This is a genomic window from Microbacterium sp. G2-16M, from assembly GCF_055809115.1.
Genome location: NZ_CM147897.1, coordinates 3,426,884 through 3,452,862 on the forward strand (window position 1 = coordinate 3,426,884; position 25,979 = coordinate 3,452,862).

Genomic DNA, 25,979 nt, shown 5'->3' on the forward strand with positions numbered 1-25,979 from the left:
GGGCATCGCCCCGGGCTACTGCTCGGCGAGGCCGAGCACGTCCAGCAGCCAGGCCAGCTCGTAGGCGCGCTCGCGCCACGCGTTGTAGCGGCCGCTGACCCCGCCGTGTCCGGCCACCATCTCGCACTTCAGCATCGCGTCGGCGCCCACCTCGCGCAGACGCGCCACCCACTTGGCCGGCTCCACGTACAGCACGCGCGTGTCGTTGAGCGAGGTCACCGCGAGGATCCGCGGGTAGGCGGCATCCTCCCGCACGTTCTCGTAGGGCGAGTACGACTTCATGTATGCGTACACCGCCGGGCTGTGCAGCGGGTCGCCCCACTCGTCCCACTCGATCACGGTCAGCGGCAGCGAGGGGTCCAGGATCGTGGTCAGCGCATCGACGAACGGCACGTCGGCGAGGATCCCGGCGAACAGCTCGGGTCCGATGTTGGCGACCGCGCCCATCAGCAGCCCGCCGGCCGAGCCGCCCTCGGCGACCAGGCGCGACGGGGTGGTGTAGCCGCTGGCGATGAGGTGCCGGGCGCAGTCCAGGAAGTCGGTGAAAGTGTTGCGCTTGCGCATCAGCTTGCCGTCCTCGTACCACTTCCGGCCCATCTCGCCGCCGCCGCGCACGTGCGCGACGGCGAACACGACGCCGCGGTCGAGCTCGGACAGCCGGGCGACCGAGAAGCCCGGGTCGATCGAGTGCTCGTACGACCCGTACCCGTAGAGGTGGACGGGGCGCGGCGACGAGCCGGGCTCGCCGAACGAGCGCTTCCACACCAGCGAGATCGGCAGCCGGGTGCCGTCGTGCGCCGTCGCCCAGACCCGGGCCTGGCCGTAGTCGTCCGGGTCGTAGCCGCCGAGCACCGGCTGCCGCTTGCGCAGCAGCATCTCGCCGGTGGCCACCACCCGGTCGTACACGGTGCCCGGGGTCACGAACGACCCGTAGCCGATCCGGATCACCGGCGGCGCCCATTCCGGGTTCCCGCCGAGGCCGGCCGAGTACAGCGGTTCGTCGAAGGTCAGCTCGCGGATGCCGGCGGTCGCGTAATCGAGCAGGCCCAGGCGCGCGAGCCCCTCGCGCCGATAGCCCAGCACCGCCCAATCGCGGAACGTCGACATGCCGAGCAGGCGTCGACCCGGCTCGTGCGCGACGACGACCTCGCGGACTCCCTGGGGGTCGGATGCCGCCACCCGCACGAGCTCGAAGTCCAGCGCATCGCGGTTGTGCAGGATGTACAGCACGTCCCGTCCGTCCACGATCGCGTGATCGCACTCGTATTCCACGCCCTCGGACCGCGGCCAGACGACCTGCGGCGCGGCGCGCAGGTCCGCGGCATCCACCAGCCATTCCTCGCTGGTCACCGAGGATCCCAGCCCGATCACGAGGTACTTCTCGCTGCGGGTGAACCCGGCGCCGACCCAGAACTTCTCGTCCGGCTCGTGGAACAGCGTGGCGTCGTCGGCCACCGGGGTCCCGAGCTCGTGCAGCCACACCGTGTCGGGACGCCAGGCCTCGTCCACGGTGGTGTACACGACGAACCCGCCGTCGGGGGAGAACGTCGCCCCGGCGAACGTGCCCTCGATCGTGTCGGGCAGATCCTCGCCGGTGCGCAGATCCCGCACCCGCAGCGTGTAGCGCTCGTCGCCGGCCACGTCCACGCCGTACAGCATCAGCGTGCCGTCGTCGGAGACCTCGAAGCTGCCCAGCGAGAAGAACTCGTGCCCGTCCGCCTCGACGTTCGCGTCCAGCAGCACCTGCTCGCCCGGGACCGTGACCTCGGGGGACAGCTGCGGCGGCGTCCAGTCGTCCGGCGACGCGAGCGGCGCACGGCACTGGATGCCGTACTGCTGCCCCTCCACGGTCCGGCCGTAGTACCACCAGTCGCCGCGCCGGGTGGGCACAGACAGATCGGTCTCCTGCGTGCGGCCCTTGATCTCATCGAAGATCCGCTCACGCAGCGGCGCGAGGTGCGCGGTGCGGGCCTCGGTGTAGGCGTTCTCCGCCTCCAGATGGGCGGACACCCGCGGATCGTCCTTCGCGCGCAGCCATTCGTATGCGTCGACGACCTCGTCGCCGTGGTGCACGCGGAGGGTCGGCTGGCGGTCGGCGATGGGGGCGGGGCGGGATGCCGCGGCCGCGGTGCTCTGATCGGTCACGGTGTTCCACGCTAGTCGCCGTGCCTGAGTGCGCGGGGTTCACGGAACCGAGCCGACCGTGAGAGGATTTCCCTGCCCCGGGAAGCCGGGGACGCGTCTTGCGTGAACTCTTCGTTCGCACCGGCCGATCACGTCGGCAGTTGTCCCGCCTCCCTCACTCCCGGAAAGCGCACGGTGGAAACCGCAGCTCTCATTGTCGTGCTGGTCATCGCACTGGCGCTGTTCTTCGACTTCACGAACGGGTTCCATGACACGGCCAATGCGATGGCCACGCCCATCGCCACGGGCGCGCTGAAACCCAAGGTCGCGGTCGGGCTGGCAGCCTGTCTGAACCTGGTGGGGGCGTTCCTGTCCACCGAGGTGTCCCAGACCATCTCGCACGGCATCATCCGCGAAGACCAGATCACCGATCCGGTCACGTTCCTGCCGCTGATCTTCGCCGGCCTGATCGGCGCGGTCTCGTGGAACATGCTCACCTGGCTGCTGGGGCTGCCCTCCAGCTCGTCGCACGCGCTGTTCGGCGGACTGATCGGCGCGACGCTCGTGGGCGTCGGCGTGTCCGGCGTGAACTCCGGCGAGGTGCTGGGAAAGATCATCCTCCCGGCCGTGATCTCTCCGCTGACCGCCGGGGTGATCGCGTTCCTGGTCACGCGGATGGCCTACGCGCTCACGCGTCGCTACGACGCCAAGCCCGACGGCCGCAGCGGCTTCCGCTGGGGGCAGATCTTCACCTCCTCGCTGGTGGCGCTGGCCCACGGCACGAACGACGCCCAGAAGACCATGGGCATCATCACGCTGACGCTGATCATGGCCGGCTGGCAGAGCCAGGATCAGGCCGAACCCCATCTGTGGGTGATCTTCGCGTGTGCGTTCACGATCGCCCTGGGCACCTACCTGGGCGGCTGGCGCATCATCCGCACGCTGGGCAAGGGTCTGACCGACGTGAAGCCCGCGCAGGGCTTCTCGGCCGAGACGTCGACGGCCGCCACGATCCTGGCCTCCAGTGCCCTCGGGTTCGCGCTGTCGACCACGCAGGTCGCCTCGGGATCGGTGATCGGCTCGGGGCTCGGACGCCGCGGATCCAGCGTGCGCTGGGGTACGGCGGGTCGGATCGCGATCGGCTGGCTGCTCACCCTCCCCGCCGCCGGGGCGGTCGGTGCCTTCGCCGCGCTGATCGTGGGCTGGCTGGGCAGCTGGGGCATCCTCGTGGATGCCGTCCTGGCGGTCGTCATCATCGTCGTCCTCTTCCTCCGGTCGCGCCGCAACGCGGTGACCGCCGCCAACGCCATGAGCGACGTGGCCGAGTCCGGGCGGGCCGTCAAGGTCAAGCGCAACCCGCCGCCCACCCGCCGCCAGCGTGCGATCATCCGCGAGGAGGAGCGCCGCAAGGCCGAGGAGCGCGCCCGGCGCAAGGCCGAGGAGCGCGAGCTCGAACGCCGACGCGCCGAAGAGGAGTCCCGGGCGCGCGCAGAGAAGAAGGCCAAGGCCAAGGCCGACGCCAAGAGATCGGCGGCCGAGAAGAAGCACGCCGACGCGAAGAAGAAGTCGGATGCGCACAAGACCGCGGACGGCAAGAAGAAGTCCGGCGCGAAGAAGAAGCCCGATGAGCACAAGGGCAAGGGCGGCAAGAAGGCTTCGGCCGGGAAGGGCGCGAAATGACCATCGAGATCGACTGGATCGCGTTCGTCAAGGTCTTCGCCGTGGCCCTGGTCGCCGCCGTGGTGGTCGTGGGCCTGTACTCGATCGGGCTGCGGCTGCTGGTGCGGGCCGGGCGGGTGCCGGTGGTGGCGCCGGCGGAGTTCACCGATGCGATCACCGTGATCAGCGCCAAGCAGGCGGCCAAGGCCGAGAAGGCGGCGGCCAAGGCCGCGAGGAAGAGCCCGCTGAGCGAAGGGCAGAAGCGGGTCGCGCAGCTGGGCGCCTACGCGTCGTTCGGCCTGTGCGCGGTGGCGGTCCTCTGCGGCATCCTCCTCATCGTCGTGCATTGATCCGGGCGACCGGACTCCAGGTCGCCCGGTCGTGACGGTGCCCGCACCTAGAGTGGGGGCATGGCCGATGCATCCGTCTCGTTCGGCGCGCACGCGCCCGCACAGCGACTGATCGTGCACGTCAGCGACACCCACTTCGTCGCCGCCAACCGTCGGCTGGGCGGCCGGTATGACACGTCGGCGAACCTCGACCGGACCCTCGCCGCCATCGAACGCCTGGCCGTGCGCCCCGATGCGCTGGTGTTCTCCGGCGACCTCGCCGACCTCGGCGAACCCGAGGCCTACACGCGGCTGCGGGCGACGGTCGAGCCGTTCGCCGACCGGCTCGGCGCGCAGCTGGTCTGGGTGGCCGGCAATCACGACGAGCGGCCCGAGCTGCACCGCGACCTGCTGGACCACGAGCCGACCGAAGAGCCGGTGATCGGGTCGTGGGACCTGGGCGGACTGCGCCTGATCGCCCTGGACACCTCCGTCCCCGGCTGGCACCACGGCGACCTGGACGACGCGCAGCTGGCGTGGCTCGCCGACCAGCTGGCGTCCCCGGCGCCGCTGGGCACGATCCTGACGATGCACCACCCGCCGCTGCCCAGCCACCTCCCGCTGTTCGACATCCTCGAGCTGCGGCACCAGGACCGCCTCGCCGCGACCATCGCCGGCACCGATGTCCGCGGCATCCTCGCCGGGCACCTGCACTATTCCACGCACGGCATGTTCGCCGGGGTCGAGGTGAGCGTGGCGGCGGCCACCTGCTACACGATGGATCTGGCCCGTCCGGCTACGCGGGTGAACGGAATGGATGCCGGGCAGTCGTTCCACCTGGTGCACGTGTACGACGACACGATCACGCACTCGGTCGTTCCGGTGGTCGAGGCCGAGACGGCGGACTACTTCGACGACGCGTGGCACGAGCGGATGTCGGAGCTCGACCCGCAGGAGCGGCTCGAGGCGTTCTCCCGCAAGCCGCCACGCACACCGCGGATGTGACGCCGCGGCCAGTCCGGCCGGTCTGCCTGTACGCGGCGTACAGCGGACGCTCCGCCGCCGGCGGGTAGGCTCGAGACATCCCGATTCCGCCGCGACCCACGAGGAAGCAACCATGGCTTTGGACGCAACGACGCGCACCCGCACCGAGACCGATTCGCTCGGCTCGCTGGAGATTCCGGCAGACGCCTATTGGGGCGTCCACACCGAACGCGCGCTGGAGAACTTCCCGATCGCCAAGCGGCCGATCTCGGTCTACAGCGAGCTGGTCCGCGGCCTGGCGATGGTCAAGCAGGCCTCGGCACGGGCCAACGCCGAGATCGGCGTGCTGCCCGCCGAGAAGGCCGACCTCATCGACCGCGCCGCGCAGCTGGTGATCGACGGCAAGTACCACGACCAGTTCGTCGTGGGCGTCATCCAGGGCGGCGCCGGCACGTCGACGAACATGAACGCGAACGAGGTCATCACCAACATCGCGCTCGAGCTGGCTGGCCGGGAGAAGGGCGATTACGCGTTCCTCGGCCCGATCGACGACACCAACCGCAGCCAGTCCACCAACGACGTCTACCCGACCGCGATCAAGGTCGGACTGTCGCTGATGCTGCGCTCCCTGCTCGACGAGCTCGACCTGCTGCGCACGTCGTTCCTGGCCAAGGCCGTCGAGTTCCACGACATCCTCAAGGTGGGTCGCACGCAGCTGCAGGATGCCGTGCCGATGACGCTCGGCCAGGAGTTCCACGGGTTCGCGACGACTCTGGACGAAGACCGCAAGCGCCTCGCCGAGAACGCGAGCCTGCTCACCGAGATCAACATGGGCGCCACCGCCATCGGCACCGGGATCACGACGCACCCCGGCTATGCGCCGGCCGTGCTGCGTCACCTGCGCGAGATCTCCGGCATCGACCTGTCCACGGCGACCGACCTGGTGGAGGCCACCAGCGACACCGGCTCGTTCATGTCGTTCTCGTCCTCACTCAAGCGCAACGCGATGAAGCTGTCGAAGATCTGCAACGACCTGCGGCTGCTCTCCTCCGGCCCGCAGGCCGGCTTCGGCGAGATCAACCTGCCGGCCGTTCAGGCCGGCTCCAGCATCATGCCCGGCAAGGTCAACCCGGTCATCCCGGAGGTCGTCAACCAGGTGGCGTTCTCCGTCGCCGGCGCCGACCTGACGGTCACGATGGCGGCCGAGGGCGGCCAGCTGCAGCTGAACGCGTTCGAGCCGGTGATCGCGCACTCGATCTTCCAGTCCATCACATGGATGCGCCAGGCGATGTGGACGCTGCGCGTCAACTGCGTGGACGGGATCACCGCGAACCGCGAGCGGCTCGGAGCGATGGTCGGCTCCTCGGTGGGGGTGGTGACCGCGCTGACGCCGTTCATCGGCTACGCCGCGTCGGCCGCGCTCGCCAAGACGGCGCTGCTGACCGGGCACAACATCGCGGATCTCGTGGTGGAGGCGGGACTGATGAGCCGCGACGAGGTCACCAAGCAGCTCTCGCCCGCCCGGCTGTCCGGACTCGAGACGGTCACGGCGGCGGTCCCGATCATGCAGGCAGCCGAGAACGTGATCGCCGACCCCGGAGCCTGAGGCGCGGATCGTCCGCACCGGGTGGGATGCCGCGTCCACGACACGATGCGATGGGGGCTGTGGAGTCGCGCCCTTCACCGCTAGCGTGGAGACATCCAACCGCTCACCGGAGGTGCCCGCATGACCAACGTCCCCGACTCCGAGAACCCGCAGCCGCCGACGAACCCGGCCCAGCCTCCGGCTGCCCCGGACGAGCCCGCGGCCGCTCCCGCGCCGTCGGCCGCAGAGCCGCCCGCCGCGACGGAGCCGCCCGCGCCCGCCGAGCCCGCCTACGGGCAGCAGCCGCCGGCCGCGCCGCCGTACGGACAGCCGGCCGCTCCGGGCTACGCCCAGGCCCCGGCCTACGGGCAGGCCCCGGCCTACGGGCAGGCCCCGGCCTACCCGCCCGCGCCGCCGGCGTACGGTCAGCCGGCACCGGCCCAGGCGCCCGGCCGGGTGCTCGGGATCGTGGCCTTCATCTGCTCGCTCGCCGGCCTGGTGACCGGCATCACAGCGCTGGTGGGCTTGGTCCTCGGCATCATCGCGATGGTGCAGAGCAAGAAGGCGGGTCAGAAGAACGGCTTCGCCCTGGCCGCCATCATCATCGGCGCCATTCTGGTCGTGCTCTCGATCATCGGCCTGATCATCGCGATCGCGTTCTTCGCGTCGCTGGCCGCCGCCACTCAGGCGTGCCTGGTCGACCCCACCACGGTCACCAACGTGTTCGGCATCCCGTTCGACTGCTCCGGCATCAGCCGGTACTGATCGCGGCATCGAGGGCGGCGCGGGCTCCGGCCCCGCCGCCTTCGTCGTGTCAGTCCAGGATCCGGCAGTGCGTGGTCAGCTCGCCGATCCGGTCGACGGCGACGGTGACCGTCGAGCGGTCGCGCAGGAAGATCTGCGGCTCGCGCGAATAGCCCGCCCCTCCCGGCGATCCGGTCGAGATCAGCGTCCCCGGCAGCAGCGTCGACGAGGTCGACAGGTGGGCCACCAGCGTCGCGACCGGGCGGATCATCTGCCCGGTGGTGGCGTCCTGCACGGTGTGCCCGTCCACGACGGTCCAGATGTGCAGGTCCTGCGGGTCGGGGATCTCATCGGCGGTGACGGCGAACGGACCGGTCGGGGTGAAGCCGTCGAACGACTTGCACCGCGACCACTGCGCCTCGGAGAACTGGATGTCGCGAGCGGTGATGTCGTTGACCACCGTGTAGCCCCACACATGGTCGAGCGCATCGGCGGCTGCGACATCCTTCGCCGGCTTTCCGATGATCACGCCCAGCTCGGCCTCGTAGTCGACCGATTCGCTGACCGAACGGCGCCAGGCCGTCGTGTGCTCGTGCCCGGTGAGCGAGTTCGGCCACAGGGTGAACACCGTCGGCGCGGTGTCGGCCTTCAGCCCGAGTTCGCTGGAGTGCGCCGCGTAGTTCAGCCCGACGGCAAGGACGACCGGCGGTGCGAGTACGGCCGAGGCGAAGGCGAACGAGTCCAGCGGATGCCCCGGGCCGGCCGCCGCCGTCGCGGCCCGGACCTGATCCAGCAGGGCGTCGCCGCCGTCGATGAGCTGCTGCAGCGTCACGGGTCCGCCGGGGAGGATGTCGCGCACGCGGTGCGCCCGGTCGTCCTGCACCACGGCCAATGTCGGATCGGGGTTCTCGGCACTGGTCACATGGGCGAAACGCATCCCTCCAGATTACCGCTGTGGGATCTGCCGCCCGCCCGGGCGGCCTCTATGCTGATCGGCATGTCCTTCCCCTCGCCGCTCGCGCACGGGAGCTCCCACCCGCCGGCGCCGGGTGGAGCGCCGGCTGCGCCGCCGCTGCCCGCGCTGCCGACGGCGCCGGGCCGGGGACGCCGGGCGGCGGTGTGGATCGTGGCTGTGCTGGTCGTGGCGGCGTTCGCCCTGGTGGCGTACTTCCTCGAGGCGCTGGGCCCGGCCGCCGCGATCATCGGCATGATCGTGGCGCTCGTGCCGCTGGGCGCCGTGCTGTTCGCGGTGCGCCTGATCGATCGGTGGGAGCCCGAGCCGCGGAGCTTGGTCGTCCTGGCCGTCGCGTGGGGGGCGATCGCGGCCGTCGGCATCGCCCTCGGCGTCGATCTGCTGCTCACCGTGCTGTTCGGCGTCGACGGCTCGGCTCCGCGCGAGGCCCTGGCAACGCGCGAGGCGCTGCAGGCGGTGGTCCAGGCGCCGATCGTGGAGGAGTTCGCCAAGGGCCTGGGGGTGTTCCTGATCTATCTGATCGCACGCCGCGCCTTCGACGGGCCGGTCGACGGCATCGTGTACGGCGCCCTGGTCGCGGCCGGCTTCGCCTTCACCGAGAACATCCAGTACTTCGCGGTGAGCCTGATCGAGGGCGGCACCGGCCAGCTGACCACGACGTTCTTCCTGCGCGGCATCCTCTCGCCGTTCGCGCACGTGATGTTCACCAGCGTGACCGGCTTCGCCCTCGGTCTGGCGGCCCGCCGCGGGGCGAGCGCCGCCGCCGCGGTCGCCCCCTGGATCGTGGGGATGTGCGGCGCGGCCCTGCTGCACGGACTGTGGAACGCGTCCGCCCAGTTCTTCGACTTCTTCGCGCTGTACGCGATGCTGCAGCTGCCGCTGTTCGTGCTGTTCGTGCTCGGCGTCATGATGCTGCGCCGGGAGGAGCGGCGCCTGACCCGTCAGCGACTCGGCGAGTACGCCGGTGCCGGGTGGTTCACCCCGCAGGAGGTCGAGATGCTCGCCACGCCCCGCGGGCGACGGGAGGCCCTGGCGTGGGCGCAGACACTGCGCGGCGACCGCACCCGGGTGATGAAGGGGTTCATCGCGGATGCCACGGCCCTGGCCGCCGTCCGGCAGCGCATCGTCACCGGGCGGGACCCCCGGGCGGCCGCCGACCAGCAGACACTCCTGGCGCGCACCATCGGCGCCCGCCACGCCCTGTTCGCCCCGTGAGGGCCGGCCGACTGGACCCCGGCGGGGGCCCTCAGCGGCCCCGCGCGCAAAGACTCAGCGCCCGGTGCCGCGGCGATGCCTGCGTGTCTACCGAGCGCTGAGTTGACCTGATATCAGGGTGACACGGGCCCGATGCTTCGTCAAGGCCTCGCCGCCGCGTTGACCGCATCGGCACCGTCGGGTTGGATGGAGGCATGACTGAGAACCGCACCAAGCCCGAGATCGACGCGCCCGAGGGCCCCGCCCCGTCCGAACTGGTCATCCGCGACCTCATCGTGGGCGACGGAGACGAGGCCAAGGCCGGCGACAACGTGACGGTCCACTATGCCGGCGTCGAGTACGAGTCGGGCGAGGAGTTCGACTCGTCGTGGACCCGCGGTGAGACGATCCAGTTCCCGCTGCGCGGTCTGATCCAGGGCTGGCAGGAGGGCATTCCAGGCATGAAGGTGGGCGGACGCCGTGAGCTCACCATCCCGCCGCACCTGGCCTACGGTCCGGCCGGCGGACACTTCCTCGGCGGCAAGACCCTCATCTTCGTGATCGACCTGGTCGCCGTCGGCTGAGCCGTCGCACAGATCCGTCGCACAGAGCGGATGCCTCACCCGGGGCATCCGCTCTCTTTTTTTGCATGCACGGGAATAGACCTGTGGGTGCTCCGGTTATCCCCTGCATACCGCGCCGCTCCGGGCGCCCGACAGCAGAAGGAACGATATGACGGACACGACCATCACCCCCGAGATCGCAGGTTACAAGCCCGGCACGTGGGTGCTCGACCCCTCCCACAGTGAAGTCCAGTTCAGCGTGCGCCACATGATGATCTCGAAGGTGCGCGGCACCTTCGGCGTCAAGAGCGCGACACTGACGGCCCCGGCGAACCCGCTCGAGGCCACGGTCGAGGCGTCGGTGGACGTCACCTCGCTGGACACGAAGGACGAGGGCCGTGACGGTCACCTGCGTTCGGCCGACTTCTTCGATGTGGAGAACCACCCGACGATGGAGTTCCGCTCCACCGGTGTGCGGCTGGAGGGCGAGAAGTTCCTCATCGACGGCGACCTGACCATCCGCGGCATCACCAAGCCGGCGACCTTCGACTTCGACTTCGGCGGCTTCGGCACCGACCCCTACGGCAACTACAAGGCCGGTGCGACGGCCAAGACGGTCATCAACCGCGAGGACTTCGGCCTCACCTGGAACGCTGCGCTGGAGACCGGCGGCGTGCTCGTCGGCAAGGACGTGACGATCGAGCTCGACCTGCAGGGCGCGCTGCAGCAGGACTGATCGGAATGACCCGGAGAGGGACGGATGCCGCGGCATCCGTCCCTCTCGTCGTCCCCGGACGCGTCAGGGCTCGGGGTGCAGGGCGTCGTACGCGCGGAACCGGGGGTTCAGCCGCACCAGGAGCGCGACCAGCCCGATGATGATCAGGCCGCCCAGCAGCGGCGGGAACCACAGCGCGGTGACGGTCGCGAGCGCTCCGGCGTAGAGCGCGCCCACCCGCGGCCCGCCCGCCACCACCACGATGAAGATGCCCTGCAGGCGTCCCCGGATCGCATCCGGCACCGCGGACTGCATCATGGTGGAGCGGTAGATGGCGCTCACATTGTCGGCGGCGCCCGAGACCGCGAGCACGACCGCGGCCGTCGCGATGAGCGCGACATTCGCCGAATCGGGCCCCACCCGGGCCGGGGCGAACCAGTGCAGCGCGGCGGCGACCAGGACCAGTCCGAACGCCAGGATCGCGGCCCCGTACACGATCACCGCCCGCTCGATTCCCAGCCCGTGCCGGCGCACCCGCCCGATCGGGCCCGAGAACAGACTCGACAGGAACGCGCCGGCAGCCACCGCGGCGGTGAGCACGCCGGTGGTGATGGCGCCTCCGCCCAGCAGCACCGCCCCGATCGCCGGGAAGAGTGTCAGCGGCTGGCCGAACGTCATCGCCGTGATGTCGATGAGGTACTGCAGACGGATATTGGACGCGCGCTTCAGGAAGCGCCACCCGTCCTTGAGCGATTCCAGCCCCGGCCGCACGATCGTGCCCTCGGGGCGAATCGAGGGCAGCGTCCACAGCCCGAGGAACAGCGACGTCATCATGACCACGTCGATCGTGTACGTCCAGCCGTACCCCGAGACGGCCACCAGCACGCCCGCCAGCGCCGGGCCGGCCATGATCATCAGGCCGGTCGAGATGCCCTGCAGGGCGGATGCCGCCGGCAGCAGCGTGATCGGGATGAGCCGCGGGATGATCGCCGAGCGGGCGGCCATCACGATTGAGTTGGCGGCGGAGTTGACGATGCTCAGGGCGTACAGCCACCACACGGTCTCCCACCCGCCCCAGGTGAGCACGGCCAGCAGCAGCGTCGAGGCGAATGTCACCGTGGCCGCCAGCAGCGCGACCACCCGACGATCGAACGCATCCGCCAGCATCCCGCCATAGAGCCCGGCCAGGATCATCGGCACCAGGCCGGCGACCGCGATCATCGACACCGCGAACGTGTCGTGCGTGATCGCGTACATCTGCAGCATGATCGCGACGATCGTGAGCTGTCCGCCGAGCCCGGACAGGGTCGATCCGACCCACAGCCGCGCGAATGCGGGCGAGGTGGTCAGGGGTCGCAGGTCGATGAAGTGCTCGCGCGACAGCCGGGCCATCACCGGGCCGATCCCGCCCGCTCCGCGTCCTGCACGAAACGAGGCTACCGGTCGCCGACGCGGGCGAGTGCCACCGCGGGCCCGGAGAGGGCGGCGGCGGATGCTGTAGACTGATGCGGTTGCCGTGAGAATCGGCCGCGGAGAAAGAGAGCTCGCGCATCAGGCGTCGGGCACCGCGCAACGAGAAGGAAGGGGATCACTTTATGGCACTGGAATCAGACGTCAAGAAGGCGATCATCGAAGAGTACGCGACGCACCCCGGTGACACCGGATCCCCCGAGGTGCAGGTTGCGATGCTGACGCAGCGCATCAAGGACCTCACCGAGCACCTGAAAGAGCACAAGCACGACCATCACTCGCGTCGTGGGCTCTTCCTGCTCGTCGGTCAGCGCCGCCGTCTGCTCGGCTACCTCCAGGACATCGACATCGCGCGTTACCGCACGCTGATCGAGCGTCTGGGACTTCGCCGCTAGCGCGACCAGCGTTCAATCGCTCCAAACGTTCTTGGAGGGCCGCCCCTGGGCCCACGCGCCGGAGGCTCCGCGCATCGCGCAGCGATGTGTGGAGTGGCGTGGGGAGGGGGCGGCCCTCGTCATTCTCCGGTGATCAGGTCGGCGTGCCAGCGGGCCGCGACGTCGGGATGGGCCCGCAGCCGCGACTTCAGCGCGTTCTCGCCGTACAGCGCGTGGATCGGATTTGCCGGGTCCTGCGTCACGCCCGTGGCGTCCACCTCGCCCCGCGTGCGCTCGCCGCCGACGCGGGTGTAGCCGCGGAAGTGCGGGCTGTGCACGTTCTCGATGGCCAGCTTGTCGGCCTCCGGCAGCGCGAAGAACGCTCGTGCCGTGCCCAGCAGCCGCGCCTCGAGACCGGGGGAGACGCCGGTGCCGGTCAGATAGAAGAAGCCCACGTCGTGGGTGGCGACGCGCAGCTGGTCGCGGAACCGTGCCGCGGCGTCGGGCCCTTGATCCAGCAGCGACAGGTCGAGGACCGGCAGACTCGTCTCGCTCATGGCTCGACGGTAGGCGGATGTCGCCGCCACGGCGTGGATGTTGCCCGGTGTGAACCGGGATGACGGGATATGACGTCGCCGACGCCGGGGGTTCGGCTTGAGCGCGTGTGCGGTCGAGGAGTAAGGTCGTACTTACTGAGGTTCGCCTTACCTGACTTCCGGGTTCGCACGGGTGCGGGGCGTCGATTCGACGCGAAGGCCGCCGTCGCCCCCTTCGATCGAGATCGGACCCGTCGTGCTCGCAACCTTCCTCATCGGCCTGCGCGAGGGACTGGAAGCGGCCCTCGTCGTCGGCATTCTGGCCGCCTACCTGGCCCGGATCGGACGCCGGGACGTGCTGCCCCGGCTGTGGATCGGCGTGGGGCTGGCGATCGTGCTCGCGCTCGGCGTGGGCGCGGTGCTCACGTTCGGCGAATACGCCCTCACGTTCCAGGGGCAGGAGATCCTCGGCGGCACCCTGTCGCTGGTGGCGGTGGCCATGGTCACCTGGATGATCTTCTGGATGCAGAAGACGTCGCGCCACATGAAGAAGGCGCTCGAGGGCAGCCTCGATCGGGCGCTGGCGTCGGGGACGCTGTGGGCGCTGGTGCTCGTCGGCTTCGTCTCGGTGGCCCGCGAGGGCATCGAGTCGGCGCTGCTGCTGTGGTCGATGACGCAGTCGTTCGGCACGTCGCCGATGGTGCTGCTGGGCGCACTCGCCGGTTTCCTGATCGCAGCGGCGGTCGGCTGGCTGCTGGCCCGGGGGATGCTGCGGCTGAACCTGCGCGTGTTCTTCGCGTGGACCGGCGGCTTCCTGGTCGTCGTCGCGGCCGGCGTGCTCGCGTACGCCCTGCACGATCTGCAGGAGGCCGGCGTGCTGCCCGGACCGTTCTCGGCGCTCGCACCGGTCACCGCCACCGGCGCCGTCGCCGTCGGCTGGTCCGGATTCCCCTTCGGCTGGGCCTTCGACCTGTCCGGCGTGATCGCGCCCGGCGGCACCCTCGCCACTGTGCTGCAGGCCGTGATCGGGTTCATGCCGCAGATGAGCTGGCTGCAGGTGATCGCCTGGGTCGCCTACATCGCCGTGGTCGGCACGTTCTTCCTCCGCGGCATCCGATCGCCCCGGCGCACCGTCACTCCGGCGCCCGCGGCGGATGCGGCATCCCCGTCCGCCCCGGTGGCAGATGCCGCCGCGCCGGCCTTCGCCCCCGCACGCCCCCATCAAGGAGCACAATGACCGCGCATCGCGCCCTCGCCCTGTCCGCCGCCCTCAGCGTCGCCGCCCTCGCTCTGACCGGCTGCGTGGCCAAGAGCGACGTGGCCACCGACGACGCGCTGACGGTGACCTCGACCGACAGCGACTGCACGGTCTCGACCGCATCGGCCGCCAGCGGCACGCTCGCCTTCGACGTGACGAACGCCGGCACCGCCGTGACAGAGTTCTACCTGCTCGCGCACGACGGACTGCGGATCGTCGGCGAGGTCGAGAACATCGCCCCGGGCGCCCGGCGCACCCTGACCGTCGTCGCCCAGCCCGGCGACTACTTCACCGTCTGCAAGCCGGGAATGGTCGGTGACGGGGTCGGCCGCGCCGCGTTCACGGTCAGCGGCGACGCGGTCACGGCCACCGGATCGGATGCGGCGCAGAAGACGCACGCCGTGGACCTGTACGTCGCCTTCGTCAAGGATCAGACCGGGCAGCTGCTGCCGGCCGTCAAGACGTTCGCGGCCGCGTACGAGGCGGGAGACGACGCGGCGGCCCGCGAGCAGTTCCCGCGGGTGCGCGCGTACTACGAGCGGATCGAGCCGATCGCCGAGTCCCTGGGCGACCTCGACCCGAAGATCGACTACCGCGAGGTCGACGCGAAGGCGGAGGGTCTGGAATGGACCGGCTTCCACCGCATCGAGAAGGATCTCTGGGTGCCGGCCAAGGACGCGCGCAACGCCGACGGCGCCACCCCGGCATGGCAGGACTGGGCGCCCTCCACCGCAGCCGAGCGCAAGACGATCGGCGCCCAGCTCGTGACCGACGTCCAGTCGCTGTACGACTACGTGCACGGCGCCGAGTTCGCCGGCACCCTCGAGCAGCAGGGCGTCGCGGCGCTCTCGAACGGCGCGATCGGCCTGCTCGACGAGGTCGCCAAGGGCAAGATCACCGGGGAAGAGGACTGGTGGAGCGGCACCGACCTCTGGGACTTCGCCGCGAACGTCGAGGGATCGAAGATGGCGTTCTCGCTCGTGCGCGACCTGGCCGAGAGCAAGGGCGAGAGCGGCGCGTCGCTGGTGGCGCGCATCGACAAGGGCTACGCCGCCCTGCAGCAGAAGCTGGCCACCTACGGCAGCGCCGAGAAGGGCTACGTCGCGTACGAGAAGCTCACCGACCAGGACCGCAGCGACCTGACCAACCTGATCAACACGCTCGCCGAGCCGCTCTCGCAGCTCACCGCGACGGTCCTGTCGTGACCGCAGAGCCCGCCGACACCCCGGGGCCGGACGAGGCTCCCGTGACCGGGCTGAGCCGGCGCGGGCTGCTCGGCCTGTTCGGCGCGGGCGCCGGCGGGCTGCTGGTCGGGGGACTGGGCGGCGCCGCGATCGGCGCGAGCGTCGCCTCCTCCGCCGGCCACCCGGCCGGCGGCACGCATCCGTTCCACGGCGCGCACCAGGCCGGCATCTCGACCCCGGTCCAGGAGCATCTGCACTTCGCCGCGTTCGACGTGCCCGCCGACGCCACCCGCGCCGATCTCATCTCGCTGCTGAAGGACTGGTCCTACGCCGCATCGCGCCTCACCCAGGGGCTCGATGTCAGTGCCACCGGTGCCGTGCACGGCTCGCCGCAGGCCCCGCCGGATGACACCGGCGAGGCGCTGGGCCTGTCGGCGGCGAACCTGACCATCACGATCGGGTTCGGGCCGGGGCTGTTCCGCACGGACGGCGTCGACCGCTTCGGCCTCGCCGGACGGCGGCCGGCACCCCTGGAGGACCTGCCTCCGTTCGTCGGCGATCAGCTGGACGCCCGGCTGTGCGGGGGAGATCTCTGCATCCAGGCCTGCGCCGACGACCCGCAGGTGGCATTCCACGCCGTGCGCAACCTCAGCCGCATCGCCTTCGGCCGGGCGCGCATCCGCTGGTCGCAGCTGGGGTTCGGCCGCACCTCGAAGACCACCGCCGATCAGTCGACGCCGCGCAACCTGTTCGGCTTCAAGGACGGCACCGCCAACATCCTCGCGGACGATCCGAAGGCGCTCGACGAGCATGTCTGGGTCTCGTCCGCCGACGGGCCGGCGTGGCTGGCCGGCGGCTCCTACCTGGCGGTGCGCAACATCCAGCAGCGGATCGAGACCTGGGACCGCGTGCGCCTGGTCGAACAGGAGCAGATCATCGGCCGCGACAAGGGCGAGGGCGCCCCGCTGTCCGGCGGCACCGAGTTCACGCCCCTCGACTTCCACAAGAAGGATGCGGCGGGTCGGCCCGCCATCGACCCCAAGGCGCACGCACGCCTCGCGCATCCGGATCTGAACGACGGGGTGCGCCTCCTGCGCCGCGGCTACAACTTCGTCAACGGCAACGACGCGACCGGCGATCTCGCGGCCGGCCTGTTCTTCCTCTCCTATCAGAAGGCGCCCGAGCGCTTCATCCGGGTGCAGCGATCGGTGGCCAAGGACCTGATGGCCGAGTACCTGGTCACCGTGGGCGCCGCGCTGTTCGCGGTGCCGCCGGGAGCCGGCTCGGGCTCGTACGTCGGCGCCGGTCTGTTCGCCTGATATGTAGCTTCGTTTGTCAAGGGGGCAGGGTGGAGCGCCGCCGGGCTGGCTGCTCGGCGGCGCTCCGTCATTCGCTCCAGGGCGTTTCGGGGTGCGGCGTGTCTGGTGACGCGTGGTCAGTCTGATATGCGCGGGTTGGTTACCGCATGACCCTGTTTCGGCGAGAACGGTCAGGCTGGTCTGAGGTCGAGCGTGGCGATCGTGGTCGCCGCTCACAGGCGAATCGCTGGTCCGTTCCTCACGCTGCATGCTGTCCGGTGGTGCCGGGCGGGCGAATGAGCCTTCGATCAGTCCATGACGGCCAGAGACCAGCACCAGCCGGCGAGCTCGCGGGCGATCGCGGTGTTGGCAACCGTGTGCTTCTTCTTGTGCGTGGTCAGGACCTGCCACCGGTGGTGCAGGCGCCGGTTGCCGGCATCACCGCGCGCGGCCGCACCAGGGGTGCTCTTCGCCCACCGGTCGGTCATCGTCTTCCCAGCGACGTAGCGGGCCTTGTGGTGCCAGGCGGCTTCGATCAGCAGCCTGCGGGCGTGCGTGTTCCCGGTCTTCGTGATCGCCCCCAGCGACCTTGACCCTCCCGAGGAGTGCTCGGATGGGACCAGGCCGAGGTAGGCGGCGATCGTGCGGCCGGTGAACCTGTCCCAGTCGCCGATCTCGACCGCCAACGCGAGCCCGGTGAGGGTGGAGATCCCACGCAGACAGGCCAGCCGGTTCGTCACCGCGGTGAACTCACTGTCGGCGGCCAGGTCGGCGATCTGCGCGTCGAGCCGGTCCCGACGAGCGAGGGTCATCGTGACCGCGTCGAACGCGGCATCGAACGCGGCCAGGGTGCCGCGTCCTGCGTCGCCGAGACCGTCTTTGCGGACCCGGCGCAGCCAGGCATCATGGGGCCGATTCCAGGTCACGGACCCGTCATAGACGATCCCGCGGCGCAGCAGCAGCTTCGAGAGCCGGTGACGCGCCGACAGCAGATCCGTGCGGGCATCGTCCCGGGCCCGCACCAGATCGCGGGCCGATTCCTCCGCCACGGTCGGGACTCGCACCGCAACCAGCTCGTCCATCCGCAGCAACCGTGCCAGCAGCAGCGCGTCACGGGCGTCGGTCTTCACCCGATCCCCGGCCGGGCGGATCAGCTTCGACGGCGCCGCGACCGTCACCGGCACCCCGGCCGCGATCAGCATGCGTGCCAGCCCGAAACCCGTCGGCCCAGCCTCATACGCGGCAGCGACCGGCCCGTGCTGCTCCGCGATCCCGGCCACCCACCGTGCCACCCCATCACTGCCCGGCGGGAGCTTCGCCTCGACCACTTCACCCGTCGACGTGTCCAACGCCGCCGCTCGCACGCTGCGCGCGTGCACATCCAAACCAATCGTCGTACGCTCGTTGAACACCAGGGCCTCCGCTGCATGTCGGCATCCCCAGCCCATCTGGGGATGATCCACGAATCTGCACCGTGAGGCCCTGGGCCACAAGACCAACCTCAGAACCCCACCCTCATAGGGTCTGATCCGCGACGGCCTCCAGCGGGAATACCCTGGGCGTGTCCGCGTTGCATAGAATACATTCACATGCATAGAAACGGATGCCCGCCCGCATCCGGGAAGCGAGAACCGATCGTGAGCGAGACCAGCACCTGGCCGGGGATGCAGTTCGGCATCTTCACGGTGAGCGACATCACCCAGGACCCCACCACGGGGCAGACTCCGAGCGAGGCCGAGCGCATCCAGGCGACCCTGACGATCGCCAAGCACGCCGAAGAGGTGGGGCTGGAGGTCTTCGCCATCGGCGAGCACCACAACCCGCCGTTCTGGTCATCCTCGCCCACCACGACGCTGGCCTACATCGCCGCGCAGACGAAGAACCTCATCCTGTCGACCGCGACCACCCTGATCACCACCAACGATCCGGTGAAGATCGCCGAGGACTTCGCCGTGCTGCAGCACGTCTCCGGCGGCCGCGCCGATCTGATGCTCGGCCGCGGCAACACCGGTCCGGTCTACCCCTGGTTCGGCAAGGACATCCGCCAGGGGCTGGAACTGGCGATCGAGAACTACGCGCTGCTGCACAAGCTGTGGCGCGAGGATGTCGTGGACTGGTCGGGCAAGTTCCGCACGCCGCTGCAGGGGTTCACCGCCACCCCGCGCCCGTTGGACGGCGTCGCGCCGTTCGTCTGGCACGGCTCCATCCGCACTCCCGAGATCGCCGAGCAGGCCGCATACTACGGCGACGGCTTCTTCGCGAACAACATCTTCTGGCCGGCCGAGCACTACCAGCGCCTGATCGAGCTGTACCGCCAGCGGTGGGAGCACTACGGGCACGGGGCGCCCTCCACGGCCATCGTGGGGCTGGGCGGCCAGGCGTTCATGCGCAGGAACTCGCAGGACGCGGTGAACGAGTTCCGCCCCTACTTCGACAACGCCCCGGTCTACGGGCACGGCCCGTCGATGGAGGACTTCACGAAGATGACCCCGTTGACGGTCGGCTCGCCGCAGCAGGTCATCGACCGCTACGCGGGCATGCGCGACCTGTTCGGCGACTATCAGCGCCAGCTGTTCCTCGTGGACCACTCCGGCCTGCCGCTGAAGACGGTGCTCGAGCAGCTCGACCTGCTCGGCGGCGAAGTCGTGCCCGCGCTGCGTCGGGAGCTCGCGCAGAACCGTCCGGCCGAGGTGCCGGATGCCCCCACCCACGCGTCTCTCGTGCAGGCGGCCTACGGCGACGGCCCGGTGCGCCAGCCGCGCCCGAACGCCAACCGCGGCGACAACGTCACCGGCGGCTCGCCGTATCAGGACAGCCCGGCTCCGGCCGGCGCCGCGTTCGGCCTGGGCGGTGCCCGATGAGCGCGCGTCGCATCGCCGTGGTCTCGGCGGGGCTGTCCACCCCGTCGTCCACGCGCATGCTGGCCGACCGGCTGGCCGTCGCCACGGTGCAGCAGCTGAGCACGCGCGAGGTCGAGGCATCCGTGGACACCTTCGAGCTGCGGGACTACGCGCACGCGATCACCGACAACATGCTCACCGGATTCGCCTCGGCGGAGCTGGAGTCGATGATCAACACGGTCGTCTCGGCCGATGCGCTGATCGTGGTCACGCCGATCTTCACGACCAGCTATTCGGGCCTGTTCAAGTCGTTCGTCGACGTGATCGACAAGGACGCGCTGTCCGGGCGACCCGTGCTCATCGGCGCGACCGCCGGCACCCCGCGCCATTCCCTGGCGATCGACTACGCCATCCGACCGCTGTTCGCCTACCTGCACGCCGCCCCGGTCTCGACCGGGGTGTTCGCGGCCTCCGCCGACTGGGGCGGGACCGGCGATCAGGTCGCGCCGCTGCACGATCGGATCGAGAGGGGTGCGGTCGAACTGGCCGACGCGGTCGCCGGACGAGCGCCGGCCCGGGCGTCGGATCCGTTCGATCCGGAGACCTACCTGGGCGGGGGAGACTCGTTCGCGAAGCTGCTCGGCGGGATCGCCGAGGAGTAGCCTCAGCCCTCGAACCCGGCTTCGAACTCGTCGAGCTCGTCTTCGACCTCGACGCGCTCGTCGGGGTCGAGCGTGGCGGGCGGAGGATCGAATTCCGCCTCGTCCTCCAGCGGGACCTCCCGCTCGTCGTCCGAGGTGACGGGGATGTCGTCGTCGTCCATTTCGCGCTCCTTGGCCGTGCGGATCAGGACTGTGGCAGCGCGGATCAGCCGCTCTTGCGGCGGAACTCGCGCTTGTGGCCGGCGCGCCCGTGCGGCTCCTGCACAGCACCCTGGCCATCCAGGTGGGCCGCGCCGTTCTGCTGCTGCGCGTTCTTCTTGTCGAGCGCCTCGCGGAACTTGCGCTTCACGTCATCGGATGCGGCACCGGCCGCGGTGTCGTCGTCGCTCATGTCTCCACGATAGGCCAGCCACGACATCCTGGCCACAGCACGTGCCCGAGGGGATTCCCGGGTTCCCCTGGTAGGCTCGTGAAGGCTGCCTTCGGGCATCCGCTCAAGTGAATACTGAGCTCCTGGAGCAGGCCGGCAGGAAGCTGGTCCCCTGTGGTGGGTTCCTCTCCGTGCGGAGGGTGATCTTCTACTGGTGGCCAGCGCAAGCGGTCCACGTGACGGCGATGCCGTCGCGCGCTCATATCTGTCTGTTCCTGCTCCTTCGCACGACCTCGCCCGCGATACGCGCGGGCGAGTCTAAACAAAGAAGGAGTGACCTCTTGGAAGGTCCTGAAATCACCGCCGCCGAGGCCGTTCTCGATAACGGCCGCTTCGGCACCCGCACCGTCCGGTTCGAGACCGGACGCCTCGCCCAGCAGGCACAGGGCTCTGTCGCCGCCTACCTGGACGAAGAGACCATGCTGCTGTCGGCCACCAGTGCGGGCAAGCACCCGCGCGAAGGGTTCGACTTCTTCCCGCTGACGGTCGACGTCGAAGAGCGCTCGTACGCCGCCGGCAAGATCCCCGGCTCGTTCTTCCGCCGCGAGGGTCGTCCCTCCACTGACGCCATCCTGGTGTGCCGTCTGATCGACCGCCCGCTGCGCCCTTCGTTCGTGGAGGGTCTGCGCAACGAGGTCCAGATCGTCATCACGGTGCTCTCGATCGCGCCCGGCGAGTTCTACGACGCGCTGGCGATCAACGCCGCCTCGGCGTCGACGCAGATCTCCGGACTGCCGTTCTCGGGCCCGATCGCCGGTGTCCGCCTCGCGCTGATCCCCGGTCACGGCCAGCACGAGGACCAGTGGGTCGCCTTCCCGAACGCGAAGCTGCTCGAAGAAGCAGTCTTCGACCTGGTCGTTGCCGGTCGCGTGCTCGATGACGGCGACGTCGCGATCATGATGGTCGAGGCCGAGGCCACCGAGCACAGCTGGAACCTCATCAAGAGCGGCGCCACCAAGCCCTCTGAAGAGGTCGTCGCCGGCGGACTCGAGGCGGCCAAGCCGTTCATCAAGCAGCTCGTCCAGGCACAGGCCGAGATGGCGGCGCACTCCTCGAAGGAGATCGGCGTCTACCCGGTCTTCCTGCCGTACTCGCAGGGCACGTACGACTTCGTCGCACAGCGCGCCTACGACGAGCTGGCCGGTGTCTACCAGATCGCCGACAAGGTCGAGCGTCAGAACGCGGATGACGCGCTCAAGGACCGCGTGAAGGCCGAACTGACGGCCGCCGTGGCCGCGGGCGAGCTGCCCGAGGTCGCTGCGACCGAGTTCTCCGGGGCGTACAAGGCGGTCACGAAGAAGATCGTGCGCGGACGCATCCTGTCCGAGGGCGTGCGCATCGACGGTCGCGGCCTGGCCGACATCCGTCCGCTGGATGCCGAGGTCCAGGTCATCCCGCGTGTGCACGGCTCGGCCATCTTCCAGCGCGGCGAGACCCAGATCCTGGGTGTGACCACGCTGAACATGCTGAAGATGGAGCAGCAGATCGACTCGCTGTCGCCGGTCACGCACAAGCGGTACCTGCACCACTACAACTTCCCGCCCTACTCGACCGGTGAGACCGGCCGGGTCGGCAGCCCCAAGCGTCGCGAGATCGGCCACGGGTACCTGGCCGAGCGCGCTCTCGTGCCGGTGCTGCCGGGACGCGAGGAGTTCCCGTACGCGATCCGTCAGGTCTCCGAGGCGCTGAGCTCGAACGGCTCGACGTCGATGGGATCGGTGTGCGCGTCCACCCTCTCGCTGCTGAACGCCGGTGTGCCGCTGCGCGCCCCGGTCGCCGGCATCGCGATGGGCCTGGTCTCGGACACCGTCGACGGCCAGACCCGCTACGCGGCGCTGACCGACATCCTGGGAGCCGAGGACGCCCTCGGCGACATGGACTTCAAGGTCGCCGGCACCAGCGAGTTCGTCACCGCCATCCAGCTGGACACGAAGCTCGACGGCATCCCGTCGTCGGTGCTCTCGGCCGCGCTGAAGCAGGCGCACGACGCCCGTCTGACGATCCTGAACGTCCTGAACGCCGCGATCGATGCTCCGGACGAGATGGCGCCGACCGCGCCGCGCGTGATCAGCGTGCAGATCCCGGTCGACAAGATCGGCGAGCTGATCGGCCCGAAGGGCAAGACGATCAACTCGATCCAGGACGAGACCGGTGCGACCATCTCCATCGAGGAGGACGGCACCGTCTACATCGGCGCCGTCGACGGTCCGTCGGCCGAGGCTGCTCGCGCCCAGGTGAACGCGATCGCGAACCCGACGAATCCGGAGGTCGGGGAGCAGTTCCTCGGCACGGTCGTCAAGCTTGCGACATTCGGTGCGTTCATCTCACTGCTGCCCGGCAAGGATGGCCTGCTGCATGTCAGCGAGGTCCGCAAGATCAACGGCGGCAAGCGGGTGGACAACGTGGAGGACGTCCTGGGCGTCGGCCAGAAGCTGCTCGTGCGCATCACGAAGGTCGACGACCGCGGCAAGCTGTCGCTGGAGCCGGTCCTCGAGGAGGCGGCCGAGCAGGATGCCGTCGCCGACGCGCCCGCGGAGGCCCCGGTCGAGGGCTGAGCGCCTCCGACTCCGGATGCCCGTCCCCGCAAGGGGGCGGGCATCCGTCGTCCACCGGCGGATTCGTCCCCCGAACAGGGGACAATCCGCACAGCATCCCCAAAGAGTTACCGAATGTTTACGGAATGGCCACCCCAAGACAGGGGAGTGTCACACATCTGACCTACTCTCTAAGTAAGCGCCGGGGGGCGCGAATCCCAGTGGTCGCGAATCCCGGCTGATTCGCGAGGGGGTGAGCATGGCAGCCGCGGGCGACGGTCCGGTCACACGGACGAGCGAGGGGCATCGGCGCACGGTGGCGCCGGTCACGCCCGCTCCCCCCGTCCTGCGCGCGCCGCCGCATCCGTCGGCGCCGATCCCGGTGCAGGGCGAGCCCATCGGGGCGCAGGTGCGCGTGACCCTCGGCGAGACCGGGATGACGGTGTTCCCGCTCATGCTGGGCGGCGCCGAGTTCGGCTGGAACGTCGACCTGGAATCCAGCCACGAGATCCTGGACGCCTACCTGCAGCTGGGCGGCAACGTGCTGCACACCTCCGACAGCTTCGCCGGCGGGCGCAGCGAGCACATCATCGGCGAGTGGCTGCGCACCCGCGGGGTCCGCGACGAGGTCGTGCTGGCGATCCGGGTGGGAGCGCATCCGGACAACCCGGGACTCGATCCGGTGAACCTCGTGCGGGCGGTCGAGGCATCCCTCACCCGCCTGGGCACCGATCACATCGACGTGCTGTACCTGAACGCCTCGGACGGCGTCGCCACGGTCGAAGACACGCTCGCGACCGCCGAATGGCTGGTCGAGTCCGGCAAGGCCCGCAGCGTCGGCGCGTTCGGCTTCAGTGCCGAGCAGCTCGTCGAGGCGCGCATCCTAGCCTCGGCCGGGTACCCGCGTCTGACGGTGCTCGACGTGCCGTTCAACCTGCTGCGCCGGAGCGACTTCACCGGCGATCTGCGGCTGGTCGCGGGTGCGCAGAACATGGCGGTCACCCCGTCGCACGCGCTCGAGCACGGCTACCTGGCGGGTCGGCATCGCTCTCGCGCCCAGGCCGGACGCTCGGTGCGCGGCGTGCAGCTGGCCGGCAGCATGAATCGCCGCGGCACCCGCACGTTGCGCGCGCTGGACGCCATCGGCACCGAACTCGGCGTGCCGCCGGCCGCGGTGGCCGTGGGCTGGCTGCTGGCCCAGCCGACCGTCGTCGCGCCGATCGTGAACGCGTTCGCGCCGGCCCACGTCGAAGAGCTCGTGCAGGGCGTCGGCGTGCGGCTCAGCCGCGCGCACCTGGCCGAGATCGCCCGCGCGTCCGACTGAACATCCCCGCCGTCCGGGTCCGGCATCCGATTCGTCGCATAGGCTGGAGGCGGGCCTTCGGGCCCGACAACCTCCGCCGATGAAGAAGGACGTCGTGACGCATTACATCTATCTCGTGCGGCACGGTGAGCATCAGGATGCCGAGCAGGGCGTGGCGGACGGGCCGCTGTCTGCGCGCGGACGGCGACAAGCCGAGGCGCTGGCCGACCGGCTCTCGGGGCTGCCGCTCTCGGCCGTCTGGCACTCGCCGCTGGAGCGCGCGGCCGAGACCGCCCGGGCCGTCGCCGACCGCCTGCCCTCCGTCGACCCGCAGCCGTCGGCGCTGCTGTTCGACTGCGTGCCCACCGGCATGACAGATGAGACCCCGGCCGTGTACGAGCCGTTCTTCGGCTCGGTCACCGAGGCCGAGATCGATGCCGGCCGGGCCCAGATGAATGACGCCGTCAACGCGTTCCTGGTGCGCAAGCCCGGCGAGGTGCACGAGCTGCTGATCACCCACAACTTCGTCATCAGCTGGTTCGTGCGCGAAGTGCTGCAGATGCCGGAGTGGCGCTGGATGACGCTGAACCAGGCGCACTGCGGCCTCACCGTCATCGCGCAGAAGAACGGCCGTCCGTGGAGCCTGGTCACGCTCAACGACCTCGGGCACCTGCCGTTCGAACTGCAGACCGGCCTGCCCGAGCCGCTCCCGGTCTAGGGCCTCAGGGCTCGAGCCGCTTCCCGTACCACCGGGTCGCGTTCGCGTTGTCGTTGTACGGCTCGACCTGCACGAACCCGGATGCCGCGTACAGGCCGCCGGCCGCCTCCAGGGTGTGGTGGGTGTCCAGCACGAGCTCGGCGGCACCCCACTCGCGGGCGCGCCGCTCCAGCTCGTTCAGCAGCAACCGGCCCCAGCCGCGTCCGCGGGTCGACGGCTGGAGGAAGAGATGCTTGACCTCGTAGCGCACGCCCGCCTCACCGTCCGGCAGGCGGCGGATCCCGCCGCACCCCACCGGCGCCTCCTGATCGTCGCGCAGCACGAGGAACACCCCGGCAGGCGGGTCGAACATCGCTCGCGGCGGATGCGCCGGCGTGTAGGTGCCGGGGAAGGATGCGGCCCGCATGGCGACGTATTCGTCGAGCAGCGCACGGGCGGTCGGATCGTCGACGGGTGTGGGGGACAGCGACACCATGAGTCGAGCGTACCTGCGCGTCTTCCC

Annotated in this window: 25 protein-coding genes; 17 read left to right on the forward strand and 8 right to left on the reverse strand. The window is 70.1% G+C overall.

Features of this window, described 5'->3' with window-relative positions; translation table 11 throughout:
- Window positions 1-15 precede the first annotated feature (15 nt).
- On the reverse strand, window positions 16-2,145 hold the full coding sequence (locus AC0L6F_RS16130) for a S9 family peptidase (protein WP_473538663.1): 2,130 nt from the start codon (window positions 2,143-2,145) through the stop codon (window positions 16-18).
- A gap of 174 nt (window positions 2,146-2,319) precedes the next feature.
- Between AC0L6F_RS16130 and AC0L6F_RS16135 the strand changes: the two genes are divergently transcribed.
- From AC0L6F_RS16135 to AC0L6F_RS16155, 5 genes are all read left to right on the forward strand, one after another.
- Window positions 2,320-3,804, forward strand: coding sequence for an anion permease (locus AC0L6F_RS16135; protein ID WP_473538664.1), 1,485 nt, complete (start codon window positions 2,320-2,322; stop codon window positions 3,802-3,804).
- Window positions 3,801-4,133 carry a peptidase gene (locus AC0L6F_RS16140; protein ID WP_473538665.1) on the forward strand — a complete coding sequence of 111 codons (333 nt, stop codon included), beginning with the start codon at window positions 3,801-3,803 and terminating at the stop codon, window positions 4,131-4,133. Before AC0L6F_RS16135 ends, AC0L6F_RS16140 begins: the two co-directional genes overlap by 4 nt.
- A gap of 60 nt (window positions 4,134-4,193) precedes the next feature.
- On the forward strand, window positions 4,194-5,117 hold the full coding sequence (locus AC0L6F_RS16145; protein WP_473538666.1) for a metallophosphoesterase: 924 nt from the start codon (window positions 4,194-4,196) through the stop codon (window positions 5,115-5,117).
- Between the two features lie 112 nt (window positions 5,118-5,229).
- Window positions 5,230-6,702 carry an aspartate ammonia-lyase gene (locus AC0L6F_RS16150; RefSeq protein ID WP_274637550.1) on the forward strand — a complete coding sequence of 491 codons (1,473 nt, stop codon included), beginning with the start codon at window positions 5,230-5,232 and terminating at the stop codon, window positions 6,700-6,702.
- A gap of 120 nt (window positions 6,703-6,822) precedes the next feature.
- On the forward strand, window positions 6,823-7,446 hold the full coding sequence (locus tag AC0L6F_RS16155; protein ID WP_274637551.1) for a DUF4190 domain-containing protein: 624 nt from the start codon (window positions 6,823-6,825) through the stop codon (window positions 7,444-7,446).
- A gap of 49 nt (window positions 7,447-7,495) precedes the next feature.
- On the opposite strand, the gene AC0L6F_RS16160 is transcribed toward AC0L6F_RS16155, so the two are convergent.
- Window positions 7,496-8,362 (reverse strand): fumarylacetoacetate hydrolase family protein, encoded by an 867-nt coding sequence (locus AC0L6F_RS16160; RefSeq protein WP_274637552.1) that lies wholly within the window; start codon window positions 8,360-8,362, stop codon window positions 7,496-7,498.
- Window positions 8,363-8,422: 60 nt separating this feature from the next.
- Here AC0L6F_RS16160 and AC0L6F_RS16165 point away from each other — a divergent pair, with 60 nt between their 5' ends.
- The 3 genes from AC0L6F_RS16165 to AC0L6F_RS16175 all read left to right on the forward strand — a co-directional run bounded on the left by AC0L6F_RS16165 (window position 8,423) and on the right by AC0L6F_RS16175 (window position 10,891).
- On the forward strand, window positions 8,423-9,613 hold the full coding sequence (locus tag AC0L6F_RS16165; protein ID WP_473538669.1) for a PrsW family intramembrane metalloprotease: 1,191 nt from the start codon (window positions 8,423-8,425) through the stop codon (window positions 9,611-9,613).
- Between the two features lie 194 nt (window positions 9,614-9,807).
- Entirely contained in the window at window positions 9,808-10,176 is a 369-nt protein-coding gene (locus AC0L6F_RS16170) for an FKBP-type peptidyl-prolyl cis-trans isomerase (protein ID WP_259611630.1), read from the forward strand.
- A 148-nt stretch (window positions 10,177-10,324) separates the two neighbouring features.
- The gene (locus AC0L6F_RS16175) at window positions 10,325-10,891 is read left to right on the forward strand and encodes a YceI family protein (protein WP_274637554.1); all 567 of its coding nucleotides are present in this window, start codon (window positions 10,325-10,327) and stop codon (window positions 10,889-10,891) included.
- Window positions 10,892-10,954: 63 nt separating this feature from the next.
- Here the strand turns inward: AC0L6F_RS16175 and AC0L6F_RS16180 are convergent, their stop codons facing one another.
- On the reverse strand, window positions 10,955-12,262 hold the full coding sequence (locus tag AC0L6F_RS16180; RefSeq protein ID WP_473540024.1) for an MFS transporter: 1,308 nt from the start codon (window positions 12,260-12,262) through the stop codon (window positions 10,955-10,957).
- A gap of 203 nt (window positions 12,263-12,465) precedes the next feature.
- Here AC0L6F_RS16180 and rpsO point away from each other — a divergent pair, with 203 nt between their 5' ends.
- The gene (gene rpsO, locus AC0L6F_RS16185; RefSeq protein WP_274637555.1) at window positions 12,466-12,735 is read left to right on the forward strand and encodes a 30S ribosomal protein S15; all 270 of its coding nucleotides are present in this window, start codon (window positions 12,466-12,468) and stop codon (window positions 12,733-12,735) included.
- 119 nt (window positions 12,736-12,854) lie between these two features.
- Here the strand turns inward: rpsO and AC0L6F_RS16190 are convergent, their stop codons facing one another.
- Window positions 12,855-13,271, reverse strand: coding sequence for a 2-oxoglutarate and iron-dependent oxygenase domain-containing protein (locus AC0L6F_RS16190; protein WP_473538670.1), 417 nt, complete (start codon window positions 13,269-13,271; stop codon window positions 12,855-12,857).
- Window positions 13,272-13,506: 235 nt separating this feature from the next.
- Here AC0L6F_RS16190 and efeU point away from each other — a divergent pair, with 235 nt between their 5' ends.
- The 3 genes from efeU to efeB are packed head-to-tail and all read left to right on the forward strand — an operon-like array spanning window position 13,507 to window position 17,011.
- On the forward strand, window positions 13,507-14,487 hold the full coding sequence (efeU, locus tag AC0L6F_RS16195; protein ID WP_473538671.1) for an iron uptake transporter permease EfeU: 981 nt from the start codon (window positions 13,507-13,509) through the stop codon (window positions 14,485-14,487).
- The gene (gene efeO, locus AC0L6F_RS16200) at window positions 14,484-15,713 is read left to right on the forward strand and encodes an iron uptake system protein EfeO (RefSeq protein ID WP_473538672.1); all 1,230 of its coding nucleotides are present in this window, start codon (window positions 14,484-14,486) and stop codon (window positions 15,711-15,713) included. Before efeU ends, efeO begins: the two co-directional genes overlap by 4 nt.
- The gene (gene efeB, locus AC0L6F_RS16205) at window positions 15,710-17,011 is read left to right on the forward strand and encodes an iron uptake transporter deferrochelatase/peroxidase subunit (RefSeq protein ID WP_473538673.1); all 1,302 of its coding nucleotides are present in this window, start codon (window positions 15,710-15,712) and stop codon (window positions 17,009-17,011) included. Before efeO ends, efeB begins: the two co-directional genes overlap by 4 nt.
- A gap of 287 nt (window positions 17,012-17,298) precedes the next feature.
- Here the strand turns inward: efeB and AC0L6F_RS16210 are convergent, their stop codons facing one another.
- Complete coding sequence (locus AC0L6F_RS16210; protein WP_473539975.1) at window positions 17,299-18,438, reverse strand: IS110 family RNA-guided transposase; 1,140 nt, start codon at window positions 18,436-18,438, stop codon at window positions 17,299-17,301.
- Between the two features lie 216 nt (window positions 18,439-18,654).
- Between AC0L6F_RS16210 and AC0L6F_RS16215 the strand changes: the two genes are divergently transcribed.
- Both AC0L6F_RS16215 and AC0L6F_RS16220 read left to right on the forward strand, forming a co-directional pair.
- Window positions 18,655-19,851: an LLM class flavin-dependent oxidoreductase gene (locus AC0L6F_RS16215; RefSeq protein WP_473540025.1), complete on the forward strand. Its 1,197-nt coding sequence runs from the start codon at window positions 18,655-18,657 to the stop codon at window positions 19,849-19,851.
- The gene (locus tag AC0L6F_RS16220; protein ID WP_473538674.1) at window positions 19,848-20,492 is read left to right on the forward strand and encodes an FMN reductase; all 645 of its coding nucleotides are present in this window, start codon (window positions 19,848-19,850) and stop codon (window positions 20,490-20,492) included. The genes AC0L6F_RS16215 and AC0L6F_RS16220 overlap by 4 nt, the downstream gene beginning before the upstream one ends.
- Window positions 20,493-20,494: 2 nt before the next feature.
- Here the strand turns inward: AC0L6F_RS16220 and AC0L6F_RS16225 are convergent, their stop codons facing one another.
- Both AC0L6F_RS16225 and AC0L6F_RS16230 read right to left on the reverse strand, forming a co-directional pair.
- Window positions 20,495-20,653: a hypothetical protein gene (locus tag AC0L6F_RS16225; RefSeq protein WP_473538675.1), complete on the reverse strand. Its 159-nt coding sequence runs from the start codon at window positions 20,651-20,653 to the stop codon at window positions 20,495-20,497.
- Window positions 20,654-20,697: 44 nt separating this feature from the next.
- On the reverse strand, window positions 20,698-20,883 hold the full coding sequence (locus AC0L6F_RS16230; protein ID WP_274637561.1) for a DUF5302 domain-containing protein: 186 nt from the start codon (window positions 20,881-20,883) through the stop codon (window positions 20,698-20,700).
- Between the two features lie 320 nt (window positions 20,884-21,203).
- Between AC0L6F_RS16230 and AC0L6F_RS16235 the strand changes: the two genes are divergently transcribed.
- The 3 genes from AC0L6F_RS16235 to AC0L6F_RS16245 all read left to right on the forward strand — a co-directional run bounded on the left by AC0L6F_RS16235 (window position 21,204) and on the right by AC0L6F_RS16245 (window position 25,477).
- Window positions 21,204-23,477 (forward strand): polyribonucleotide nucleotidyltransferase, encoded by a 2,274-nt coding sequence (locus tag AC0L6F_RS16235; RefSeq protein WP_473538676.1) that lies wholly within the window; start codon window positions 21,204-21,206, stop codon window positions 23,475-23,477.
- A 238-nt stretch (window positions 23,478-23,715) separates the two neighbouring features.
- Window positions 23,716-24,780 carry an aldo/keto reductase gene (locus AC0L6F_RS16240; RefSeq protein WP_473538677.1) on the forward strand — a complete coding sequence of 355 codons (1,065 nt, stop codon included), beginning with the start codon at window positions 23,716-23,718 and terminating at the stop codon, window positions 24,778-24,780.
- Window positions 24,781-24,874: 94 nt separating this feature from the next.
- The gene (locus AC0L6F_RS16245; protein ID WP_274638528.1) at window positions 24,875-25,477 is read left to right on the forward strand and encodes a histidine phosphatase family protein; all 603 of its coding nucleotides are present in this window, start codon (window positions 24,875-24,877) and stop codon (window positions 25,475-25,477) included.
- Between the two features lie 4 nt (window positions 25,478-25,481).
- Here AC0L6F_RS16245 and AC0L6F_RS16250 read toward each other — a convergent pair whose 3' ends face one another.
- Window positions 25,482-25,952, reverse strand: a complete 471-nt coding sequence (locus AC0L6F_RS16250) for a GNAT family N-acetyltransferase (protein ID WP_473538678.1) — start codon at window positions 25,950-25,952, stop codon at window positions 25,482-25,484.
- Between the last annotated feature and the right edge of the window lie 27 nt (window positions 25,953-25,979).

Coding starts and splice junctions, on each gene's coding strand:
- AC0L6F_RS16230 (WP_274637561.1), bottom strand. CDS start 20,883: ATGAGCGACGACGACACCGCGGCCGGTGCCGCATCCGATGACGTGAAG.
- AC0L6F_RS16240 (WP_473538677.1), top strand. CDS start 23,716: ATGGCAGCCGCGGGCGACGGTCCGGTCACACGGACGAGCGAGGGGCAT.
- AC0L6F_RS16145 (WP_473538666.1), top strand. CDS start 4,194: ATGGCCGATGCATCCGTCTCGTTCGGCGCGCACGCGCCCGCACAGCGA.
- AC0L6F_RS16150 (WP_274637550.1), top strand. CDS start 5,230: ATGGCTTTGGACGCAACGACGCGCACCCGCACCGAGACCGATTCGCTC.
- AC0L6F_RS16220 (WP_473538674.1), top strand. CDS start 19,848: ATGAGCGCGCGTCGCATCGCCGTGGTCTCGGCGGGGCTGTCCACCCCG.
- AC0L6F_RS16170 (WP_259611630.1), top strand. CDS start 9,808: ATGACTGAGAACCGCACCAAGCCCGAGATCGACGCGCCCGAGGGCCCC.
- rpsO (WP_274637555.1), top strand. CDS start 12,466: ATGGCACTGGAATCAGACGTCAAGAAGGCGATCATCGAAGAGTACGCG.
- AC0L6F_RS16210 (WP_473539975.1), bottom strand. CDS start 18,438: ATGGGCTGGGGATGCCGACATGCAGCGGAGGCCCTGGTGTTCAACGAG.
- AC0L6F_RS16155 (WP_274637551.1), top strand. CDS start 6,823: ATGACCAACGTCCCCGACTCCGAGAACCCGCAGCCGCCGACGAACCCG.
- AC0L6F_RS16190 (WP_473538670.1), bottom strand. CDS start 13,271: ATGAGCGAGACGAGTCTGCCGGTCCTCGACCTGTCGCTGCTGGATCAA.
- efeO (WP_473538672.1), top strand. CDS start 14,484: ATGACCGCGCATCGCGCCCTCGCCCTGTCCGCCGCCCTCAGCGTCGCC.
- AC0L6F_RS16225 (WP_473538675.1), bottom strand. CDS start 20,653: ATGGACGACGACGACATCCCCGTCACCTCGGACGACGAGCGGGAGGTC.
- AC0L6F_RS16165 (WP_473538669.1), top strand. CDS start 8,423: ATGTCCTTCCCCTCGCCGCTCGCGCACGGGAGCTCCCACCCGCCGGCG.
- AC0L6F_RS16175 (WP_274637554.1), top strand. CDS start 10,325: ATGACGGACACGACCATCACCCCCGAGATCGCAGGTTACAAGCCCGGC.
- AC0L6F_RS16140 (WP_473538665.1), top strand. CDS start 3,801: ATGACCATCGAGATCGACTGGATCGCGTTCGTCAAGGTCTTCGCCGTG.
- AC0L6F_RS16250 (WP_473538678.1), bottom strand. CDS start 25,952: ATGGTGTCGCTGTCCCCCACACCCGTCGACGATCCGACCGCCCGTGCG.
- AC0L6F_RS16160 (WP_274637552.1), bottom strand. CDS start 8,362: ATGCGTTTCGCCCATGTGACCAGTGCCGAGAACCCCGATCCGACATTG.
- AC0L6F_RS16180 (WP_473540024.1), bottom strand. CDS start 12,262: ATGGCCCGGCTGTCGCGCGAGCACTTCATCGACCTGCGACCCCTGACC.
- AC0L6F_RS16215 (WP_473540025.1), top strand. CDS start 18,655: ATGCAGTTCGGCATCTTCACGGTGAGCGACATCACCCAGGACCCCACC.